The sequence below is a fragment of the Mycobacterium sp. IEC1808 genome (assembly GCF_002101935.1).
In the GTDB taxonomy this organism is placed as follows: Bacteria; Actinomycetota; Actinomycetes; order Mycobacteriales; family Mycobacteriaceae; genus Mycobacterium.
The window spans coordinates 1-18,218 of record NZ_LQPV01000045.1; the positions used below are offsets into that span (position 1 = coordinate 1).

Consider the following 18,218-nt stretch of genomic DNA (forward strand, 5'->3'; position numbering starts at 1 on the left):
TAGACAGCTCGCACTTCACTCGGAGGTCTTCGTCATGTCACCACGCCACGCCGTCACCAACGTCCGTGGTCAGTACACCTAGCCCCGCACGTCGGGCGTGACGGGATCGGTGATGTCGTCGTATTCGGGATGCTTCTTGAGCACGGTGACGACCATGGAACACACCGGGACTATGCGCTTGCCGTCGGCCCGCGCCGCCTGCAGCGCCTCCTCGACGAGGATGGTCGCCAGGCCGCGCCCACCGTACGCGGGGTCGATCTCGGTGTGGTGGAAGACGCGCTGGTCGCCGCGGTCGAAGAAGTCGGCGAGGCCGACGGTTTTGCCGTCGACGGCAATGGTGTACCGGCCCTCCTCGGCGGTGACGGTGGTTGGTGCGCCGGTCTTGTCGGCGGTCATATGTGTTCCTTCCCTTGGGGTATCGGTCGCGGCCGCAACCGAGCGGTCGGCAGCGGCGGGGCCGGCAGCCGGGTTACCGACCCCCGGTAGCCGGTGACGGCGCCGAAGCGTTCGTCGCCGTCCTGCCAGAGCCGGCGGTAGCCCGCGATGTCGTCGTGACTGCGCCCGACGAAGTTCCACCACATCACGAGCTCTTCGGCGAACGGGGTCCCGCCCAGCAGCAACACCCGCGCCGGCCGGTCGCCCGTGTTGCGCAACCGCAACGACGAAGCGCCCGCGCCCTGGTATCCGAGGTCGCCGACCGCGAGCGTGGTGCCGCCCATGTCGACGGGCCCGAGATCGCAGAGCACGCCGTGTTCGAATGCCGGGTCGACGTCGATGTCCAGCCCGGCGTTGGGCTGCACATCGATCTGCGCGCCGACCAGTGGGGTGAACGTGCGCACCGGCGATCGGCCTGCGGCCAGCTCCCCGAGAAAGACCCGTGCCACCGCGCCGGGCAGCGCCACGGGCGGCGGCACATAGTGCGCGAAATCGCGGCCCGTATCGCGGGCAGAATCGGGCAGCGCCACCCACAGCTGAACCCCGTGCAAGACGGCGTCCGAACCGATCGACACCTCGGAGTGACAAATGCCCGCGCCCGCTGTCATCAGGTTCAGCTCACCGGGTCGGACCACGGCGTGCACGCCGGCGCTGTCCCGATGCTCCACTCCCCCGCTGAACAACCAACTGACCGTTTGCAATCCGGTGTGCGGATGGGGCGGGACGTCCATGCGTGCGCGCACGGGGCCGTAATGGTCGGCGAAACACCACGCCCCGATCAGCGAGCGTTGCCGTTGCGGCAGTGTGCGCTGCACCCTGATCGCCCGCGGCCCGCCCAATGGAACCTCGCGCGGATGCAACAACTCGGTGCCGAGCACCCGCGAAGCGCCGCAGGTGACTTCGTCCGGTGCGGTCTCGAGGTTGCTCACCGGATCGACGCTACGCCTTGTCGGGGCATCACTTGCGCGGCGGCCGCAGCACTCTCATGGCTAGCCGCATGACCGGATCCGGCACGCGGTCCTGCATCGCCAACGCGGTATCGGCGGCCCGGGATCGCAGCGGGGCGCCGCGGCCGAAGAGCCGGTTCAGCGGCCCCCCGGTCGGCTCGATCACCACATGGAGCGGCGGGGTGCCCACCGCGGCGCCCAAAGCGTTGGAGATGACCATCCGCTGAATCTCGCTGGTGCCCTCAAAGATGGTGTACAGCTTGGCATCCCGATACCATTTCTCCACCGGGTGGTCGGTGATGTAGCCCCACCCGCCCATGGTCTGGATCGCGCGCTCGGTGACCCGCACGGCGACCTCGCTGGCGGCGAGTTTCGACATCGAGCCCTCGCCCCGCTCGAAGGGCACCCCGTTGGCCGCCATCCAGGAGGCGCGCCAGGTCAGCAGCCGAGCGGCATCGATCTGGGTGGCCAGATCCGCCAGCGGAAAGGCGATGCCCTGGTTGTCGATGATCGGTCCGCCGAACGCCTCGCGCTCGGTCGCGTACGCCGTCGCGTACTCCAGTGCGGCGCGGGCGATCCCGATCGCCTGAGCGGCCACCATGGGGCGGGTCTGCTCGAAGGTGCCCAGCGTCGCCGAGCCGGACCGTTGTCCGCCGGCCACCACTTCGCGGGCCTTAGCGAGCTTGTGTTCCAGCTTTTCTTCTCCGCCAAGCAAATTGGCGCCAGGGACGCGCACACCCTCGAACAGCAACTCGGCGGTGTGGGACGCCCGGCAGCCCAGCTTGTCGAGCTTTCGCAGCAGCTTCAGCCCCGGCGTCCCGCCGGGCACCACGAACAGCGCCTGCCCGCGATGCCCGAGTTCCTCGTCGACCACGGCGTTCACCACATGCACGTTCGCGATGCCGCCGTTGCCGATCCACATCTTGTGGCCGTCGATGATCCAGTCGTCACCGTCGCGGCGCGCGCGGGTGCGCAGGTTCCGCACGTCGCTGCCGCCCTCGGGTTCGGAGATCGCCAACGCGGCCAGTTTGATGTCGCCCGGAGTCCCGAAACACTCCGGTGCCCACTGGAGCATTTGCTCGGGGGACGCGGCCTGGCCAATCGCCGACAGCGCCAGCGCCGGCATGACGATCGCCAAACCGATTCCGGCACAGCCCCAAAAGAGCTCTTCCATGAACATCGGTAGCGAGATACCGGTCGGGTCCCCGATCAGGTCGCGGTAGAACAACGGGCTGTAGAAGCCGCGCTGGGCCGCCTCCTCCAGCACCGGCCACGGAAACTCCTGGCGCTGGTCGTAATGGAGGGCCACCGGGCGGATCACTTCTTCGGCGAACTCGTGGGTGCGCCGGGCCAGATCGTGTTGTGCGGCCGTCGGTGTCAGGTCGAATGTCATGGATCCGCCTTCGGGTCGACAGACTCGGTCGTGCCAAGCCCGACTACCCCGTCGGCGGGGTCAGCAAACTGTCACGCGGCCGAACGGGGACCCACTTGCGCGATCGGCAGGTGCAACACCACCGCCGCGACCGGCATCGCCTCGTGTTCGTGGCGCGCCAGCAGAGCCGCGTTCTCGGGAAGCTGACGCGAGTTGATTTCGCCGGCGGCGATCCGCCGCAGCACGTCGTGGGCGCGGGCGAGTTGTTCCCGCTTTCGATACTGGCCGCCGGGCAGCTTGACGCCGGCCCAGACCCCGTACTCCTCGCGGTGCGCGATGGCGTGCTGGGCGCAGCGACGCTGCTGGGCCAGCGGGCAGCGGCGCAGGCATTGGATCCGCGCCTCGGTCGCGGAGCGCTCGTAGGCGCGCGCCTTCGCCGCGCCGTCACCACCGTCGTCGTCGGGGTAGCCGAACCACAATTCCGGGTTGGCTGCGCAAGGGTGTCCCATGGCCGGTCTCCTTGGGTCAGTAGCGAAACGTAGGCAAAAGCGTATACACATATCGGCGGCCCGCGCAAGAGAAACGTGACAAAAACGTATATCCGCAGGATGGGTGGGCCTGATGTGTAATATCCGGCCTATGGCCGGAGCCTGCGGTGAGCCGTGAGTCGGCCGGCGCCGCGATCCGCGCGTTGCGCGAGTCACGCGACTGGTCGCTGGCGGAGCTCGCCGCCGCCACTGGGGTCAGCATCATGGGCCTCAGTTTTCTGGAGCGCGGCGCCCGCAAGCCGCACAAAAGCACAGTTCAGAAGGTCGAAAATGGGCTCGGCCTGCCACCGGGCACCTACTCCCGCCTGCTGGTAGCCGCCGATCCGGACGCCGAGCTGGCCAGGCTGATGGCCGCACAGCCGGTCGACGCGAGGTCGGCGACGCCCGCCGGCACGGTCGTCGTCGACCGTCACAGCGACACGGAAGTGCTGGAAGGGTACGCCGAAGCCCAACTCGACGCCCTCAAATCTGTCATCGATCGGCTGCCGGCGACGACATCAAACGAATATGAGACGTATATTCTGTCTGTGATCGCTCAATGCGTGAAGGCCGAGATGCTGGCCGCCAGCTCGTGGCGCGTGGCCGTCAACGCCGGCGCCGATTCCACGGGGCGGCTTATGGAGCATCTACAGGCACTCGAGGCGACGCGCACCTCCCTCCTCAAGCGCGTGCCGACCAGCTTGAGCGCGCGGTTCGATCGGGCGTGCTCGGAGTCTTCGCTGCCGGAGGCAGTCATCGCCGCCCTGGTCGGTGTCGGCACCGACGAAATGTGGGACATCCGCAATCGGGGCGTGATACCCCCTGGGGCCCTCCCCCGCGTTCGCGCCTTCGCCGAGGCGGTCGAGGCGACGGGTGGCGAGGGGGCGCCATGAATGCAAACGAAATCGAGGTATTGAGCCGCGCGCATCGACTGTTCGCCGGCGACACTCGGCAGCCGACGCTGGATGCCGGCACGGTGCCCTACCGCGTGATGAATAGCGCTGTAGCACAAGGACATTACCAAATAGCCGCGGAACGCGGCCGGCAGCGGCTGCTATCGGCCGCGCGCACGGACGCCGCGGCCGCCGACATCATCGCCGCCGCCCACCGGGATCGGGCCCTGGCCGGTGCGCTGACCAAATCCCTGGTCGACGAGGCCCGTGCGGACACCGCCGCCACCCCGGTGACGCCGATGGCCCAGCGCGAGGCGATGCGCCGCAGCGTCGCCCGACTGCGCGCGCAGCGGTCCCATGTCCTGTCGGCCCGTGCGAACGCGCGAAGGCACTCCGCGGCGCTGCGGGCGCTGCGATACCGGTTGACGCACCATCGCGGGGCACCGACCCGCGCGGCGATCGCTGTGCGCGCCGCGTTGTCGCGGCTGGGGCGCCCGTACGTCTGGGGTGCGACGGGGCCGAACCAGTTCGACTGTTCCGGGTTGGTCCAGTGGTCCTACGCCCAGGCGGGCGTCCGCTTGGGCCGCACCACCTATGAGCAGATTGACGACGGGATACCGGTTTCGCGTTCCCAGGTCCGCCCGGGAGACCTGGTCTTCCCCCACGCCGGACACGTCCAGATGGCCATCGGCAACAATCTGGTCGTCGAAGCGCCCTACTCGGGCGCGTCGGTGCGAATCAGTCCACTGGGCAGCAACATCGCGATTCGCCGCCCGCTATGACACGAAAAGGTTGAACCAATGTCGGAACCAGCCGGACCTTCGATGGGCGCCATCCAGGCGCGGCAGTCGGCGCTGGCCGGCCAGCACGGCAGCGCCGCCGACGCCGACCGCGTGCTGGCGGAAGTGCTTGCCAGCGCCCATGCCGCGACCCGCGAAAGCATCGGGCGACTCGACGCCATCGCCGAGGAGATCGACCGCGCCGCCGGCGGCCGCTTGTCCCTTGCGGTCGATACCCCGATGGGGGCGCGCGAATTCCGTCGGTTCCTGGCCGACAAGCAGCGCGAGATCGCGACGGTGGTCGCCGACGCGCGCGAACTCGGCCGCGCGAAAAGGGCTGTGCTGGATGGCTTGCGCGCTCGATACGCCGTCCCCACCTGCTAGCCCGAACGCGCTTGGATCCGGTCGTGCACAGGCGCGCCGGGGTGAATTGTCGACGGGAACATGCCTGGGTACTGTCGCCCGGCATGGAGGGGTCGCGACACCGATGTCGACGTATGACGAGCTGATCAACACGATCAAATCCGTCCGGGACCGCACCGGCGACCCGAACGCGTGGCAGGCCGGCTTGGCGCCGAATGAGGTGACGGCGGTCATCACCCCCACCACCCGGCCCGACCAACTCGAGGCAATCGTGCGCAAGATCCGCCAGCAACATTCGGACATCTTCGGCGCCGGGGCGCCCGTATCCGACCGGGAACAGGGCGAGGCCGCCGAGGCCATGGCGGGCGCCGAAGCCGCTCTGGCACACCAGAATTCGGCGAGCTCCCAGCTCGACATGCAAGTGATCGCGGCGATCTTGAACGCCCACCTGAAGTCCGTCGAGGGCCGAGAAGCCCTGTCGAAGCTGCAGCGCGAGACCGAAGCCGCCGTCCTGACCCGGTCGGATCTCGACACTCCAACGGGCGCGCGGGATTTCCAGCGATTCCTCATCGGCAAGCTCAAAGACATCCGGGCGGTCGTCCTGAACGCGAGCCTCGACGACACGTCGAAGTCGGCGCTGATGGCCGCGTGGACTTCGCTCTACGACGCCTCCAAGAGCGGAGCCGACGACCGGCCGCCCACCACCCCCGTCCCCGTCGCCGCACCCGCCGACAGCACGACGCAGGACCCGGTCGAGGACCTCGAGACCGGCTGGGACCCGCTACTGGATTCGATGCCGGCCGACGACTCCGGCCCGCCCGTATCGGAATCCCCGGTGCCGGCCACCGCCGGGGGCAGCGCGGCTCCAGGGGCGCCGCCCGCGCCGCTGATGCCGGCCATCCCGAGCCTCGGCGCCGGATCGCTGCCGGGCCTGGGTGGGCTGGGCGGGCTGCCGTTGCCCGGGCTGGAGGACGTCGGTCGCACGTTGCGCGGCACGGGCGACGAACGGCTGGTTGGGTCGCACGACCCGGAGGCGGACGATCCCGACGGGGACCAAAACCGGGCCGACGCAGAGGACGCCGCGACGGACCAGCGCGATTCGCCGCCGGTGGGTCCGACCACGGTGACCCTGCCCGACGGCGATACGGTGACGGCGGCAAGCCCGCAGCTCGCCGCGGCGATCAAAGCCGCCGTCGGCGGCGCGCCTATCGCAGATGCGTTCCACCAGCAGGGAATTACCATCCCGCCGCCGGGGACCGCGGTCACCGACCCCGTGGACCCGCTGCGAGCGGTACCCGGCGACATCGGCATCCTCACCGATCGTCACGCGCTCGCGCTCGGTCACGAGAAGGCCCTGCTCGACGGCCAGATTCAGCGCATCGCCTCCGTGAACGGGCCGAGCTTTCTAGGCTGGGAGCATCCACCGGCGGCGACCGCGCCCGCTGCCCCGCCGGCCGAGCCGCACATACCGACACCCACCGGGCCGGCGGCCACGTCGACCGCATGAGAATAGTGATCTCGCCGGGCTTCCCCGGCGCCGCAGGAAGAGGAGACAGCAGATGGCCGAGCCAATCCGGGTGGTGCCCGCGCACTTACGTCAAGCCGCTGCGCATCATCAGGAGACCTCCGACTACTTGCGTACCGTTCCGTCGTCGCACGCGGCGATCCAGGAAAGCCTGGATTCACTCGGGCCCATCTTCGGTGAACTGCGTGAGGCCGGGCGCGATCTGCTCGAACTCCGCCGCCAGTGCTACGAACAGCAAGCCGACGACCACGCCGACATGGCCGAGAAATTGGGCATTTCGGCGGCCGCGTGGGAACAGCACGAGCAAGACGCGGCACGAGATTTCGGCGGCATCATCGACGGCGGTCGATGACGGACGCCAATCCAGCCTTCGACACCGTCCACCCGAGCGGGCACATCCTGGTCCGCTCCTGCCGCGGCGGGTATATGCACAGCGTCGCGCTGAGCGAAGAGGCGATGGAAACCGACGCCGAGACGCTGGCACAGGGCATCCTGCTGACCGCCGATGTGTCCTGCCTCAAGGCGTTACTCGAAGTCCGCAACGAGATCCTCGCGGCAGGTCATACCCCCTCGATGGAAGTCCCCACCCCGCACGATCTTGATGCGGCCATCGAAAAGCTGCTGGCACACAAACTGCGCCGCCGCGACGGCGCGCGCTAGCGGCTCAACCGGCCTAAAGCAGCCACCTCTTCGCGCTGTCGGGATCGGGTGCGATGTCGGTGGGCGGCTCTATGGGATTGGGGCCGAACAACTCTCGGGCGCGAGCCAGCAGGGCACGCACCTCGTCGAGTTGCTGCTGCAGCGCAGAATCAGCCATGTCCCCACGCTACCCAGGCCATCGAAGCTGCACAATTCACTGACTGAATAGACGCCCCGATGGATGTCGGTAGGCTTAACCAGTGGCGATCTTCGGTCGGATGACGGCGCGCCAGCGCCTCCGGAGAGCTACTCGGGAGTCGCTGACGATTCCCGCCTTCAGCTCTCCGCTGGATTGCACGCCCTGGGTGACGGGCGGGCTTTGGCCTGCCGAGCTTTCCACGACGAACGACGAAACCGCCAGTCTCGCAGAGTATCTCAAGGACGACCTGCAGCGGATCACCCGAAGCGCCAACGACGAGCTGCGGGCCATCAAGCTGGCGGGAATGCCCGATCTCACCAGACGGGCGGAAGAAGCCAGGGTGATCGACGAGGCACGGGCCCGCGCCGCGCGACGAGTCGAGTCGACGATTCGGCAATTGCACGCGATGCGCGCCGCGGCGCCCGTCGAACGCGACCGCCCGCGGGATGCCGAGACCCTCAACGGCGCCGATTTGGAGACGACGCAGGTTATCCCCGTCGTCACCGACGCCGAGTGTCCGGAAGGAAGCGACGGTGCCGATCTCGAGGAGACGCAGGCTATCCCCGTCGTCACTGACGTGGCCGCCCCGGAGGCCAGCGAGGCTCGGCACCGAGCCCCCGACGATGACGCCGCGACACCGGGACCGCGGCCGGTACCCACCGAGCCCCGGGAAGAACCGGTCGCCCCGGTAACCGCGGCCGGACACGAATCCGACGACGAGCGGTTGCGGCGGCTCCTCGCGTTCGTGATCCATCAAGAGCCGCGCCTCAATTGGGCGATCGGGGATCGTCCCGACGGCACCACCGTATTGGTCACCGACTTCGCCCACGGCTGGATACCGCCGGATATCGCGATTCCGGAGGGCGTGCGGTTGCTGGAACCGGAGCGGCGCACCGGAAAGGTATCTACCCTGCTGGGCGAAACCGAGCGCGCCGTCACGTACGCGCCCGGGGATTCCTTGGGCCGGCTGGACGACTTCGCCGAGACCAAGGCCTCGGCGCAGGCCCGCGAGTTGCCCTCGGTCGACGATCTCGGCTGGGAGTTGAGCCAGGCCACGCATTGGCGCGACGGACTGCCGCGGATGGTGCACACCGTGGCCCGGGCCGCCGCCGCCGGAACCGGTGTGGTGGAGGAAGAAATCGACCTGCTGCGAGTGCATCTCGATACCGCGCGTTATCAGCTGCTGATCCAGTACCCGGACCTCGATCCCGCGCTCTTCCTCAATTGCTTGTTGCTGGCGGCGACCGAGGCCGCCGCGACCGGAGACTCGGTGGCGGCGAACTATCACCTGGCCTGGTTTCAGAAACTCAGTGCGCCGTAACGGCTCATCGACCGGGGCTTGGTCAGATGGCCCCGGCTCTCTTCGCGCGCTCGCGCGCTCATCGCCCGGGGCCGGGAGGCCCGGCGAAAGCCTGCGCGATCTCGAGCCACCGCTGCGCGTCGGGACCGTGCGCCGTGATGTCGAGCGCCCCCAACGGGCGCCGCTGGGTTACCAGGAAGCAGAAGTCCTCGGCGGAGCCGGTGACCCGCTGGGCGGCGTCCGGCGGCCCCCAGGACCAGGTGTCGCCGCCGGGCCCCCGCAGCTCGACCAGGAACGGGTCCGCGGGCGGCGTCAGGTTGTTGATGGCGAACGCGTAATCGCGGGTGCGCACCCCGATGTGTGCGATCGACCGCAGGCGCTCGGTGGCTGGACGCTTGACCCCGAGCGCGTCGGCCACGTCGAGTCCATGCGCCCACGTTTCCATCAACCGGGCCGTCGCCATTGAGGCCGCGCTCATCGGTGGCCCGAACCACGGCAGCTTGCGACCGTCGGGCACCGTCAGCAGGGTGTCGTGCAGCCTTGCTCGGGTGGTCCGCCAGTCGGCGAGCAGCTCGGCCGGCGCGACGGCGGCAAGTTTCTCGGCGCCCGCGTCGACGAACCCGGTGGGGTCGGCGGAAGCGGCCTGGAGCACGGCGGCGAAGCCCGCCTCGTCGGTGGCCGCGGTCAGCGCGACCCGGTCCGTCCACAACAGGTGCCCGATCTGGTGGGCGATGGTCCAGCCGGGCGCGGGCGTCGCATCCGCCCAGCGGCCCGGCGCAAGCGGCGCCACCAACGTGTCGAGGTCGTCGCTTTCGGCCCGCAGGTCGGCCACCATCGGCGCGGCACCGGTCATGTATGCACCTTAACCAGTGCCCGCCGGCTGGCCGCGACGGCCGATGAAGGCGTGCATGGCCAGCCCGATCAGGTACAGCCCCGACCCGAACAGCACGAACCCCGGCGCGCGTCCGTCGTCGGGAATCAGCGTGGCGGACAACGTGATCGAGACGATGAACGCCACCCAGAACAGCGCGTCCTGCACCGCGAACACGTGTCCGCGCAGCGCGTCATCGACGTCCATCTGCATCGCGGAGTCGGCGCAGAGTTTGACCACTTGACCGGCCAGGCCGAGGCAAAATCCACACACCACCATCACCGGGAGCCGCAGGCTGGCGCCCGGGATCTGGATCACCGCGGCCGCCACCAGCGCGCCATTGGTCGTGGCGTAGCGCCCCCAGCGGCGCACCACCGCCGGCGTCAGCAAGTTGGCCAGGAATGCCCCCAGGCCCGCCGCGGCGAAGAACAGCAACGCGATGCCCAGACCTCCGGTCGCCGGACGCGGACCGGGCAAATGGTGCACCAGCACCAGCATCACCAGCGAATTGATGCCCACCACCATGCGATGCGCGGCCAGGCCGGACAGGGTGGCCGCGACCGTCGGGCGCTGCACGACCGTCCGGGCGCCGTGCAGCCAGCCGGTGATCACCGCGTAGACGGCCGATCCGTGGATCGCGCGCTTGGTGTCGTCCGGGCCCAGCACCCGGGCCCCGAACCGTAACGACAGGAACAACGCGATCGCCACCGGTATCGCGGTGAGGAAGATGATCACCGAGGCGCCCTCGTCGCCGGCGCCGACGAAAAACCGGGGCACCAGCATGAAGTTGGCACCGAGGAAGGCCGCAAAGGCACCGGATGCGGTCGCCACCGAGTTCATGGTGACCACCTGCTCCCGCGGCACCACATGCGGCAGGGACGCCGACAGGCCGGATGCGACGAACCGCGCCAGGCCGTTGGCGAGGAGCGCGCCAATCAGCAGCGGTATGTCACCGGCCCGCACCGCCAGGATGGTGCCGATGCAGGCGATCAGGATCAGCCGGCCCACGGTTGCACCGACCAGCACCAGCCGCCGGTCCCAACGGTCCATCAGCGCGCCGGCGAACGGCCCGAGCAGGGAGTACGGCAAGAACAGCACCGCGAACGCTCGGGCGATGGCCATCGGGTCGGCGGCGCGGTCGGGGTTGAACAGCAGCGCCCCGGCCAGGGCGGCCTGGAAGAGACCGTCGCCGAACTGGCTCGCCATGCGCACCTGGAGCAGCCGCCAGAAGTCCGGCAAACCGCGCACCGACCGCCACAGGTCGACGGGTGCGCGTGACTGCATCCGGGATTGAATCACAGAACCGACTTCCACCGTTGGGGTTGGGCGCCATCGCCAACAGTACAAATATGTATCGGCCATGCCCGATTGCACCGGCCGACGTTACGAAGGTGCGATGATGGTTCGATGCCGCCCGAAGATCCGGAGGACTACGTAGCACCCGCAGCGCAGCGGGTGCGTGCCGGCACTTTGCTGCTCGCCAACACCGACCTTCTCGAGCCGACTTTTCGGCGCAGCGTGATTTACATCGTCGAGCACAACGACGGCGGCACACTGGGTGTCGTGCTCAACCGGGCCAGCGAGACCGCGGTGTACAACGTGTTGCCGCAGTGGGCCAAGCTGTCCGCCAAGCCGAAGACGATGTTCATCGGCGGGCCGGTCAAGCGCGACGCGGCACTTTGCCTGGCGGCGCTGCGGATCGGCGCCGATCCGGAGGGCGTGCCGGGCCTGCGGCATGTGGACGGCCGGATCGTCATGGTGGATCTGGATGCCGACCCCGACCTGATCGCTCCCCTGCTCGAGGGGGTGCGCATCTTCGCCGGCTACTCCGGCTGGACCATCGGTCAGCTCGAGGGTGAGATCGAACGCGACGACTGGATTGTCTTGTCCGCCTTGCCATCTGACGTGCTGGCCGGGCCGAGGGCCGATCTGTGGGGGCAGGTGCTGCGCAGGCAACCGCTGCCGCTGTCGCTACTTGCCACCCACCCGATCGACGTCAGCAGAAACTAGCCCGTTTCGTCCGGCGCGGCCGAGATCGCCGACGGCGCCGGGCCGGCCTCGTCGGCGTCGCGCGCCAGCCTGCTGGCAATCACCGCGCAGACCACCAACTGGATCTGGTGAAAGATCATCAACGGCAACATGGTCAAACCGACTGTGGCCGCCGGGAAAAGCACCAGCGCCATCGGAAGCCCGGACGCCAGGCTCTTTTTCGAGCCGCAGAACAGCAGGACGATCGCGTCGCCACGGTCCAGCCTGGCCAGTCGGCCGACGGCCGTGGTGACGCCCAGCACCACCGCGAGCAGCACGGCGGCGACGACGGTCACCGAGATCAGGCGCCACACATCGACACTGACCCAGATCCCCTTGACGACGCCCATCGAGAAGGCGGTGTAGACCACCAGCAGGATGGATCCGCGATCCACCAACTTCAGCAGCGCCGCGTACCGGGTAATGAGCCCGCCCAGCCATGGGCGCGCCAGCTGCCCCGCCGCGAACGGCAGCAGCAGCTGCACCATGATGTCGCGAATCGCGGTGCCGTCGACCCGCGGCGCGCCGGTGGTCGTCATCAACAGGACCACCAGCAGCGGCGTCAGCACCACGCCGAGGATGTTGGACAACGACGCGCTGACGATGGCGGCCGAGACGTGCCCCCGCGCGATCGAGGTAAACGCGATGGACGATTGCACGGTCGACGGGACAAGGCACAGAAACAGCAGGCCGTTGTAGAGGTCGATGGTCAGCACCGACGGCACCAACGCTCGGGCGGCCAATCCCAGCATCGGGAAGAGGACGAACGTCGTTGCCAGCACCAGCAGGTGCAGCCGCCACTGTCGGACACCGTGCCAGGCCTGCTGGGGTGACAGGCGGGCGCCGTAAAGGAAGAACAGCAACGCGATCGCCGCTTTCGCCGCGACCGACACGGCATCGGCCGCTTCACCGCGTGCCGGGACGAGGGCGGCGAACGCAACGGTTGCCCCCAGCGCCAGCAGGAAAGTATCGATCGGCAACGCCGACAGCCGTTTCAACATGACGGCTCGAGCGGTAAAGGTGTCAGTGGCAAGACTGCGTGCAGACGGCGCAGCTGCCCGCGCAGTCGGCCGCCGTGGTTTCACTGCGCAGCGCGAAACGCGCGCTCTGCCACGACCCGGTGGCCAGCGTCCCCAGGGCGCCGGCGACGCAGATGATCAACACGACTAAAGCGGTGTCGGGGGAGGCGGCTAGGGCCACTACACCGCCGGCAGCAAACATCACGGCGGCCGCCAACTGGGGCGGGGCCATGGCGCGCAACGCCAATTGGGTGCCGCCGGTGCCTTCGGTGGTCTGGTTGTGGGAGAGCGACCAGGTCCCGAACCCGGCGGAGGCCAACGCCGCACACATGCACACCACGCCCGCGATCAACATGGCCTCACAATACGAGTCCGAAGGCACGCCCGCGCGCCGGGCTCGAGCAGCGTTCGTTTCGCGGCTGATTAACGCCCTTGCAGGAACGCGAAGTTCGGCAGCGGTGGCAAACCCGGCACCATGGTCAACAAGTTGGGTGTCGGCCGGGGTGCGGCCACCTGGTTGGGTGGTACCGGCTGCGAGGGAAGCCCGACCGGCGCCGCTCCGACCGGCGCCGCTCCGACCGGCTGTGGGGGAAGCCCGACCGGGGCCGCGCCGGCTGCTTGTGAGGGAATGCCGACCGGGGCCGCAGCGGCTGCTTGTGAGGGAATGCCGACCGGGGCCGCAGCGGTGCTCGGTCCGGGTAGGGGTGCGGCGGTTCCGGGCGCGGTCACCCGGAAGCCGTTGACGATCGCGTCGGTCGCCGGCGCGTCAGCGACGGCCACCGCACGGTCGGTGGTCACCGACATCGACACCAGGTACTTGTCATGCCCGGACGTCGCGATCACGTGCCGGCGCGACGTGTTGAGCAGCATGTCGCCGTCGCGGTAGGTGCCCTCGATGATCGACGACGGGAAGCCGCCGAAGTCGGCCATCGAGGCGTTCGTGGTCTGCCACAGGGGAAGTTGCTGGCTGTCGACGAAGCCGTGGGTGATGGCCTCTTTCGGATCGAAGTTACCGACCAGCTTGTACACCACCACCTGCGCGTTCGAGGTGTAAATGCTGGTCCCGTGCCGGTCTGCGATCACGGCGAACGCGTCGGGCACATTGGGGTCGGGCACCTGCGTCCAGCGGGTGGGCAGCGGCAGCGTGATGTCCAGCGCCTTGAAGCCCTGGGGTTTCTGGGCCTCCAGCTTGACGCCCTTCGACTGGAAATAGTCACGCAGCGTGCCCGAGACGCCAGGTGTCTGCGCCGGGGGCAGCGGCGCGGCCGGTGCGACGGCCGCGGGCGCGGGTGCCGCCGGCGCGACGGCCGGGGTTGGCGCCACCGGATTGGCCGCCGGGGGAGCGGCGAGCAATCTGTTCCCGGGGACCTGTACGGGGGCGGCCGTGACGTTCTGCGGTGCCGGCGCCACGACGGCGGGGACGGGCGGCGGCGCGGGGAGCGCGGGCAGTACTGGATCTGCCCAAGCGGTGGCGCCCGCGAACGCGGTGACGCCGATCGCACCGGCGGCCAAACCTCCGGTTAATACCCGCACGGTACGGGCGATGTGAATCATCTGCGTCGATCCTTCCCATGGCCCCGGGTCCCAGCACCCGTCGTAAAGGCTGACTGTAACCACAGGTCAAACGCGCTGGATACCGTCGAAATCGACCTGGGATGAAGCTCTGATCGGCGCGCAACGCAACCGAGACCAACCTGTGGCCGGCAAGCCGTTCCGGTCGGCCCTTATACCCTGTTCAGGTGACCGAATCCCCGACCACGGCGCCTGGGGGCACCCCGGCCGCCGCCGCGCCGGACTCCGATGCGCCGCCGTTTCGCTACACCGCCGCGCTGGCGGGCCGCGTCGAGAGCACCTGGCAGCAGAACTGGGCGAAGCTCGGCACGTTCAACGTAGCCAACCCCGTCGGTGATCTGGCTCCGACGGATGGGCGGCCCCTGCCCGAGGACAAGTTGTTCGTGCAGGACATGTTCCCGTATCCATCGGGTGACGGACTGCATGTCGGGCACCCGCTCGGCTACATCGCCACCGACGTCTACGCCCGGTACTTCCGGATGACCGGCCATAACGTGCTGCACGCGTTGGGCTTTGACGCGTTCGGGCTGCCCGCCGAGCAATACGCGGTGCAAACCGGCACACACCCGCGCACCAGGACCGAAGCCAACATCGTCAACTTCCGGCGCCAGCTGGGCCGGCTGGGCCTGGGCCACGACACCCGGCGCAGCTTCTCGACCACCGACACCGAGTTCTACAAGTGGACCCAGTGGATCTTCCTGCAGATCTACAACGCGTGGTTCGACCCCGCCGCCAACAAAGCGCGGCCGATCGCCGAGCTGATCGCCGAGTTCGATTCCGGCGCAAGGCGTCTCGACGACGGACGCGACTGGGCAACGCTGACCGCGGGGGAGCGGGCCGACGTGATCGACGGCCACCGACTGGTCTATCGAGCCGACTCGATGGTGAACTGGTGCCCGGGGTTGGGCACGGTGCTGGCCAACGAAGAGGTCACCGCCGACGGGCGTAGCGACCGCGGCAACTTCCCGGTGTTCCGCAAACGGCTGCGGCAATGGATGATGCGCATCACTGCGTACGCCGACCGGCTGCTCGACGATCTCGAGTTGCTCGATTGGCCGGATCAGGTAAAGACGATGCAGCGCAACTGGATTGGCCGATCGATCGGAGCCGAGGCGCTGTTCTCGGCGACCACTGGCGATGGCTCGGCGGTCGACATCGAGGTGTTCACCACTCGGCCCGACACGCTGTTCGGCGCGACGTACCTGGTGCTGGCGCCCGAGCACGACCTGGTCGACGAACTCGTCGCCGCCGCATGGCCCGACGGCACCGACCCCCGGTGGACTTACGGCGCCGCCGCACCGGCCGAGGCCGTCGCCGCCTACCGCCGCGCGATCGCCGCGAAGTCGGACCTCGAACGCCAGGAGAGCAGGGAGAAGACGGGCGTCTTCCTGGGCAGCTATGCGACCAACCCGGTCAACGGGAAACCCGTTCCGATCTTCATCGCCGACTATGTGCTGGCCGGCTATGGCACCGGGGCGATCATGGCGGTGCCCGGCCACGACCAGCGCGACTGGGACTTCGCCCACGAGCTGGGCCTGCCGATCGTGGAAGTCATTGCCGGCGGCGATATCTCGCAGGCGGCGCATGCGGGCGACGGTGTGCTGGTCAACTCCGGCTACCTGGACGGTATGGATGTGGCGACGGCCAAGGAGGCGATCACCGCTCGCCTGGAGGCCGATGGTCGGGGGCGGGCGCGCATCGAATTCAAGCTGCGCGACTGGCTTTTCGCCCGGCAACGCTACTGGGGTGAGCCGTTCCCCATCGTCTTCGACAGCGACGGACGGCCGCATCCGCTCGATGAGTCCGCGCTGCCGGTCGAGCTGCCCGACGTGACGGACTACTCGCCGGTGTCGTTCGACCCCGACGACGCCGACAGCGAGCCGTCGCCGCCCTTGGGCAAGGCGACGGACTGGGTACACGTTGAGCTCGACCTGGGCGATGGCCTGAAGCCCTACACCCGGGACACCAACGTGATGCCGCAGTGGGCTGGCAGCTCGTGGTATGAGCTGCGCTACACCGATCCACACAACTCAGTACGGTTCTGCGCCAAGGAAAACGAGGCGTATTGGATGGGCCCGCGGCCCGCCCAGCATGGCCCGCAGGATCCCGGCGGGGTCGACCTATACGTCGGGGGGGCCGAACACGCCGTGTTGCACCTGCTGTACTGCAGGTTCTGGCACAAGGTGCTGTACGACCTGGGCCACGTGACCTCGCGCGAGCCCTATCGCCGGCTGGTCAACCAGGGCTACATCCAGGCCTTCGCGTACACCGATTCGCGCGGATCGTATGTCCCGGCGGAGGAAGTGATCGAACGCGGCGGCCGATTCTTCTATCCGGGACCCGACGGCGAGATCGAGGTAGCCCAGGAATTCGGGAAGATCGGTAAGAGCCTGAAGAATTCGATCTCTCCCGACGAGATCTGCGACGCATACGGTGCGGACACGCTGCGGGTGTACGAGATGTCCATGGGGCCCTTGGAGGCGTCCCGGCCGTGGGCGACCAAGGACGTGGTTGGCGCGCACCGCTTCCTGCAGCGAGTGTGGCGCTTGGTGATCGACGAGCAGACCGGCGAGACTCGGGTGGCCGACGACACCGGCCCACTGGGTACCGAGACCCTGCGGTCGTTGCATCGCACCATCGCCGGCGTCGCCGAAGACTATGCGGCGCTGCGCAATAACACCGCGGCGGCCAAGCTGATCGAGTACACCAACCACCTCACCAAGGAGCACCGCGACTCGGTTCCACGTGCGGCGGTCGAGCCGCTGGTGCTGATGCTGGCGCCGCTGGCCCCGCACATGGCCGAGGAGCTCTGGTCGCGGCTGGGCCACGGCACCTCGTTGGCGCACGGGCCCTTCCCGCAGGCCGACCCGGCCTACCTCGTCGAAGACACCGTGGAATACCCGGTGCAGGTGAACGGCAAGGTGCGCGGGCGCGTGGTGGTGGCCGCCGACGCCGACGACGACACGCTGAAGGCGGCGGCCATGGGCGACGAGAAGGTGCAGGCGTTCTTGGCCGGCGCCGCCCCGCGGAAGGTGATAGTGGTTCCCGGCCGGCTGGTCAACCTCGTCGTCTAGGCCGGAGCACCACCTCGTGCAGGTGACCATCCGGCGGAGTCGCCACCGCGTTTGCGACCGCCGCCGCGACGGTTTCGGGCTGGAGGAAGTTGGCGGGGTCGTACTGGCCACCCTCGAACTCCACGAGTTCACGCTGCATGCCGGTTGCGGTACGCCCGGGATAGATCGTGGTCACCCGGAGGTCGGGCTCACTTTCGCGCAGTGAGTCGGCCAAGGCGCGGAGCGCAAACTTGCTCGCCGAATAGGCGGCCATGTTCGGCGAGGCCTTAAGTCCGGACCCGGAATTGATGAACACCACCTGGCCGTTGGCGCTGCGCAGCGCGGGCAGTAGCGACAGCGTAAGGGCCACCGCCCCAAAGACATTCACCGTGAAGGTGGCTCGCCACTCGTCGGCGTTGGACTCGGCGAGATGGCCGGGGATGGATACCCCCGCGTTGTGCACCAACACGTCGAGTTCGTCGATGATTTCGCAGCTGGCCTCGATCTCGTCCGGGTCGGTCAGATCGAGCGGAAACGTCGTGGCGCCGAGCCGCTCCGCGACGGCGTCGAGCCGATCGGAGGGCCTGCCCGCCAATAGCAGGGTGTGGGTGGTGGACAGCGCCGCGGCGATCGCGGAACCGATGCCGCCGCTCGCGCCAGTGATGAGTGCGGTGGGCATGACCACAGTGTATCGCA

Annotated in this window: 20 protein-coding genes; 9 read left to right on the forward strand and 11 right to left on the reverse strand. The window is 68.7% G+C overall.

The window, feature by feature from the left end; genetic code table 11:
* Positions 1-78: 78 nt before the first annotated feature.
* The 4 genes from AWB92_RS22325 to AWB92_RS22340 form a co-directional block, all read right to left on the reverse strand.
* Entirely contained in the window at positions 79-396 is a 318-nt protein-coding gene (locus tag AWB92_RS22325; protein ID WP_068111983.1) for a GNAT family N-acetyltransferase, read from the reverse strand.
* Positions 393-1,364: a pirin family protein gene (locus AWB92_RS22330; RefSeq protein WP_085189546.1), complete on the reverse strand. Its 972-nt coding sequence runs from the start codon at positions 1,362-1,364 to the stop codon at positions 393-395. The genes AWB92_RS22325 and AWB92_RS22330 overlap by 4 nt, the downstream gene beginning before the upstream one ends.
* Positions 1,365-1,392: 28 nt before the next feature.
* A complete protein-coding gene (locus AWB92_RS22335; protein WP_085189548.1) occupies positions 1,393-2,775 on the reverse strand; it encodes an acyl-CoA dehydrogenase family protein in 1,383 nt (460 codons plus the stop codon).
* 71 nt (positions 2,776-2,846) lie between these two features.
* A complete protein-coding gene (locus tag AWB92_RS22340) occupies positions 2,847-3,263 on the reverse strand; it encodes a WhiB family transcriptional regulator (RefSeq protein WP_068111974.1) in 417 nt (138 codons plus the stop codon).
* Positions 3,264-3,409: 146 nt separating this feature from the next.
* Here AWB92_RS22340 and AWB92_RS22345 point away from each other — a divergent pair, with 146 nt between their 5' ends.
* The 6 genes from AWB92_RS22345 (at position 3,410) to AWB92_RS22370 (ending at position 7,501) form a co-directional block, all read left to right on the forward strand.
* Entirely contained in the window at positions 3,410-4,174 is a 765-nt protein-coding gene (locus AWB92_RS22345; RefSeq protein ID WP_085189550.1) for a helix-turn-helix transcriptional regulator, read from the forward strand.
* A complete protein-coding gene (locus tag AWB92_RS22350; RefSeq protein ID WP_085189552.1) occupies positions 4,171-4,956 on the forward strand; it encodes a C40 family peptidase in 786 nt (261 codons plus the stop codon). The genes AWB92_RS22345 and AWB92_RS22350 overlap by 4 nt, the downstream gene beginning before the upstream one ends.
* An 18-nt stretch (positions 4,957-4,974) precedes the next feature.
* Positions 4,975-5,337 (forward strand): DUF4226 domain-containing protein, encoded by a 363-nt coding sequence (locus tag AWB92_RS22355; RefSeq protein WP_085189554.1) that lies wholly within the window; start codon positions 4,975-4,977, stop codon positions 5,335-5,337.
* A 103-nt stretch (positions 5,338-5,440) separates the two neighbouring features.
* Positions 5,441-6,823 carry a DUF4226 domain-containing protein gene (locus AWB92_RS22360; RefSeq protein ID WP_085189556.1) on the forward strand — a complete coding sequence of 461 codons (1,383 nt, stop codon included), beginning with the start codon at positions 5,441-5,443 and terminating at the stop codon, positions 6,821-6,823.
* A 52-nt stretch (positions 6,824-6,875) separates the two neighbouring features.
* On the forward strand, positions 6,876-7,193 hold the full coding sequence (locus AWB92_RS22365; protein WP_068111957.1) for an ESX-1 secretion-associated protein: 318 nt from the start codon (positions 6,876-6,878) through the stop codon (positions 7,191-7,193).
* A complete protein-coding gene (locus AWB92_RS22370) occupies positions 7,190-7,501 on the forward strand; it encodes a DUF2694 family protein (protein WP_067007347.1) in 312 nt (103 codons plus the stop codon). Before AWB92_RS22365 ends, AWB92_RS22370 begins: the two co-directional genes overlap by 4 nt.
* Positions 7,502-7,514: 13 nt before the next feature.
* On the opposite strand, the gene AWB92_RS30115 is transcribed toward AWB92_RS22370, so the two are convergent.
* On the reverse strand, positions 7,515-7,658 hold the full coding sequence (locus AWB92_RS30115; RefSeq protein ID WP_169924623.1) for a hypothetical protein: 144 nt from the start codon (positions 7,656-7,658) through the stop codon (positions 7,515-7,517).
* Positions 7,659-7,740: 82 nt separating this feature from the next.
* Here AWB92_RS30115 and AWB92_RS22375 point away from each other — a divergent pair, with 82 nt between their 5' ends.
* Positions 7,741-9,000, forward strand: a complete 1,260-nt coding sequence (locus AWB92_RS22375; protein WP_085189558.1) for a DUF5631 domain-containing protein — start codon at positions 7,741-7,743, stop codon at positions 8,998-9,000.
* A 58-nt stretch (positions 9,001-9,058) separates the two neighbouring features.
* On the opposite strand, the gene AWB92_RS22380 is transcribed toward AWB92_RS22375, so the two are convergent.
* Both AWB92_RS22380 and AWB92_RS22385 read right to left on the reverse strand, forming a co-directional pair.
* On the reverse strand, positions 9,059-9,832 hold the full coding sequence (locus AWB92_RS22380) for a TIGR03084 family metal-binding protein (protein ID WP_085189560.1): 774 nt from the start codon (positions 9,830-9,832) through the stop codon (positions 9,059-9,061).
* A 9-nt stretch (positions 9,833-9,841) separates the two neighbouring features.
* Positions 9,842-11,134 carry an MFS transporter gene (locus tag AWB92_RS22385; protein ID WP_085189562.1) on the reverse strand — a complete coding sequence of 431 codons (1,293 nt, stop codon included), beginning with the start codon at positions 11,132-11,134 and terminating at the stop codon, positions 9,842-9,844.
* A gap of 123 nt (positions 11,135-11,257) precedes the next feature.
* On the opposite strand from AWB92_RS22385, the gene AWB92_RS22390 reads away from it, so the two are divergent.
* Complete coding sequence (locus AWB92_RS22390; RefSeq protein WP_085189564.1) at positions 11,258-11,860, forward strand: YqgE/AlgH family protein; 603 nt, start codon at positions 11,258-11,260, stop codon at positions 11,858-11,860.
* Here AWB92_RS22390 and AWB92_RS22395 read toward each other — a convergent pair.
* The 3 genes from AWB92_RS22395 to AWB92_RS22405 form a co-directional block, all read right to left on the reverse strand.
* Positions 11,857-12,876, reverse strand: a complete 1,020-nt coding sequence (locus AWB92_RS22395; protein ID WP_085189582.1) for a bile acid:sodium symporter family protein — start codon at positions 12,874-12,876, stop codon at positions 11,857-11,859. The genes AWB92_RS22390 and AWB92_RS22395 overlap by 4 nt on opposite strands.
* 25 nt (positions 12,877-12,901) lie before the next feature.
* On the reverse strand, positions 12,902-13,252 hold the full coding sequence (locus AWB92_RS22400; protein WP_085189566.1) for a hypothetical protein: 351 nt from the start codon (positions 13,250-13,252) through the stop codon (positions 12,902-12,904).
* 68 nt (positions 13,253-13,320) lie between these two features.
* The gene (locus tag AWB92_RS22405) at positions 13,321-14,451 is read right to left on the reverse strand and encodes an LpqN/LpqT family lipoprotein (protein WP_085189568.1); all 1,131 of its coding nucleotides are present in this window, start codon (positions 14,449-14,451) and stop codon (positions 13,321-13,323) included.
* Between the two features lie 185 nt (positions 14,452-14,636).
* Between AWB92_RS22405 and leuS the strand changes: the two genes are divergently transcribed.
* Entirely contained in the window at positions 14,637-17,543 is a 2,907-nt protein-coding gene (gene leuS / locus AWB92_RS22410; protein WP_085189570.1) for a leucine--tRNA ligase, read from the forward strand.
* Here leuS and AWB92_RS22415 read toward each other — a convergent pair.
* On the reverse strand, positions 17,527-18,201 hold the full coding sequence (locus AWB92_RS22415) for an SDR family oxidoreductase (RefSeq protein WP_085189584.1): 675 nt from the start codon (positions 18,199-18,201) through the stop codon (positions 17,527-17,529). The two genes, leuS and AWB92_RS22415, sit on opposite strands and share 17 nt — an antisense overlap.
* Positions 18,202-18,218 lie beyond the last annotated feature (17 nt).